Source organism: Photobacterium lucens (assembly GCF_009873615.1).
Lineage (GTDB): Bacteria > Pseudomonadota > Gammaproteobacteria > Enterobacterales > Vibrionaceae > Photobacterium > Photobacterium lucens.
The window spans coordinates 1-3,015 of the sequence record NZ_SSMG01000470.1; the positions used below are offsets into that span (position 1 = coordinate 1).

The window sequence follows — 3,015 nt, forward strand, 5'->3', positions numbered from 1 at the left end:
TGTTTATGAATTCCACAACAATAGACCAATAACGGCAGCCAGCGATAGCAAAATGGATACTTTTAACCAAATAAAATCAGTCACAATGGTTTTAAACCATGAATATTCATAGGTGTGGGTATTCGGTGGTGGGGAGATCTTGGGAGAAGATGGATTGAGCACAACAGATTGCTTACGTGATGTTTTGGTAGGAAGCGGCACCCGAAAACCAAAATGAGGCACAACATGGATAGGGATCGCCATTTCTCCGTTACATTGTAACTTTCCTGTTAGCGAAACCATTAATAGATTAATGTCATAACTGTGATCACTGGTTTCTTCAAAGGCATCAAGCGAAGTAAAAGTTTTACGGTATAACGAATCGGCATTGATCACTTCACCAGCGAACAAACATAAGATCTCTAGCAAGCGTGATTCCTCACGGGTGAGTAAGGTTCGGGTATCATCACGCCAAAGAAGCAAATGCTTCTCCGGAAAAAAATCTAACTTCTCGTAGCTATAACATTTCAATAAGGTTTGCGTTGCCATATAGCACACCTATCGTTACCACAATGCGTTTTCAGTATTTCGCATAAACGATAACTTTTATTATGGTTGAAAATGCCAACTTGGTAGGTTTTTTATCGCTCTTTGCTATTAAGTGTTAACGTGAATAGGGTAATCGGCAAATAAATCACTGCCTTGAAATCTCAAAAAAAAGAAGCCTATTTACTTGCTTTCATTGGAAAACAAGGCAATAGACTTCTATTACAAACGAGGTTTTAAAGATAAAGCAAAATGGGTAAAAACCCTTACACCAGCTTAGAAACGTAATCGTACAGCGACTTTAAGATCTTCATCTTATTCTCGTCAGATTCATACTCATAGGCCACGGCTTCAAAGTTCTCCATGTACTTAGGCATGTTAGCTTCAAAGAAATCTTGGCAATGGTGTTTCCAGCGTACTTGCTCTTCATAACTGAGTGTCATCGGGAAGTTACGTGCACGGTAGCGGAATAACAACGGCTTGATACGCTTATCATCGACATTAATTTCAAGCGAACCAAGTTGATCGGCTGGCGTTTCACGAATGATATCCATCGTAGAGCGATCTGCGGTTGAGAAGAAACCGTCATACAGCATGGCATCAACGTTATCATTGGCATCATATTCACGTTTAACGCTAAACATCTCGATCACTTTTTCGCGGATCTCAGGATGTTGCTTAATAAGCGCTAAGTGCTTTAAGCATTGCTCACGATCAATACCCAAACGTGCAGCATCTTCTGCTTTTAATGTTTTAGCAGGGGCAAGCACTGGACACTTATTCAAATGCACTTCTTTAATAGGAACAGGTAGTTCATCTGGCGCTAGATCAATACGTTTGGTGTATAAACGCTCACGTAGTTGGTCAGCATCAAGTTCGATTAATGGGGTAGGATCAAGCGCAAGGTTTACCGTGATCACCGCATTCTTATTATCAGGATGCCATGCCAGCGGCACAATCCAGCTTGTGTTGCCGCAATCAGTACCAAACATGCCAGAGATATGCACTAATGGCGTTAAGTTAACAATATCAATCAGATCTTGCAGCTTACGCTTATGGCGAAGATTAAACAGGTAATCAAATAACTTAGGTTGATTGGTTTTAACGATTTTTGCTAACTCAATGGTCGCATAAACATCAGCCATCGCATCGTGAGCATTGGCGTGTTCGATACCGTTAGCAACAGAAAGCTTTTCAAGTTTAAAGCTCGGACGATCTTCATCATCCAAAGGCCAGTTCAAACCATCAGGACGTAGCGCATAACAAGTACGCATAATATCGAGCAAGTCCCAACGCGAATTACCGTTTTGCCAAGCCCATGCATACGGGTCGAAGAAGTTACGATAGAGGGTGTAACGTGTCACTTCATCATCGAAACGCACGTTGTTATAACCAATCACACACGTATTGGGTTTAGACAGTTCAGCATGAATGGCTTCAATAAATTCAGGCTCTGATAAGCCTTTTTCCATTGCTTCTTGTGGCGTAATACCGGTAATTAAACATGCTTCAGGCGAAGGCAGGTAATCGGCTGGTGGCTTACAGTAAATAACGAGTGGCTCACCAATGATATTCATGTCCATATCGGTACGGACACCTGCAAACTGACACGGGCGATCATTAGCAGGACTTGCACCAAAGGTCTCGTAGTCAATCCAATAAAGCGTTGCTTGGTTCTTATCGTTCATAAATCATCCATAGCCATTGGTGTTATTATTTTGCGTGTTTTCTAAGCAATGGCTTGTTGTGAAAAACTGCTTATAAATTCAGCAATTTATCGAATATCTAGTAGCAAATACTCAAGCCTGATGACTTAAGCTTATATAGCTCTAAGTATCACGTATTTATGAGGTAAGAGGCAAGGCGGGAGGGAAGATTAATTAGTATGAATAATATTGATTAAATGAAAAAGTTGTTCATAGAAACTTAACCAATTGATATAGATTTAAGGTGAGTAACCTGTCTCGATTCAACATCTAATTATCGATAATTCCTTATTCAGACTGGCTTGAAGTCCCTTCTTATTATGAACTTCAGCGGATGATACAGATTTATACAAAAAAGAATAAATCAACGCTGATTTGATTGGGCTGGATGTGTAGTACCTCATCAAGTTGTTTAATTAAATTGAGTAAAACTCAGTTAAAAGTTCTGCAGTTAATTATGTCTGGTGAAATGGTAGCAGCAGAACAGATTTCCGAGCGAGTACATTGTTGAAGACAGTTTGGGAAAGAGGGTATTTGGTTAGGATCGCCTCCATGAGGGGAGACGGAGGGGGTTTAAATATTCTTATTATTTGGTATTTTTTAACATGCATTTTGAGCATATTAATTATTAAGGTAAAGTTATTTTATGAAAATGGTCATGAAACAAATTAAAATATATTTAGATGGAAATGAATACGACAATATGATTGAATTTTTATTATTTGAAAGTGATAAATTTAAAAATAAAGGTGATGATGAATTTTTAATTATATCTGATGTATTA

2 protein-coding genes are annotated in these 3,015 nt (G+C 38.9%); both read right to left on the bottom strand.

Features of this window, described 5'->3' with window-relative positions; translation table 11 throughout:
- Positions 1-3: 3 nt before the first annotated feature.
- Positions 4-528 carry a hypothetical protein gene (locus E5A76_RS19210; protein WP_161119900.1) on the bottom strand — a complete coding sequence of 175 codons (525 nt, stop codon included), beginning with the start codon at positions 526-528 and terminating at the stop codon, positions 4-6.
- Between the two features lie 263 nt (positions 529-791).
- Positions 792-2,213 carry an exodeoxyribonuclease I gene (gene sbcB, locus E5A76_RS19215; RefSeq protein ID WP_161119901.1) on the bottom strand — a complete coding sequence of 474 codons (1,422 nt, stop codon included), beginning with the start codon at positions 2,211-2,213 and terminating at the stop codon, positions 792-794.
- Between the last annotated feature and the right edge of the window lie 802 nt (positions 2,214-3,015).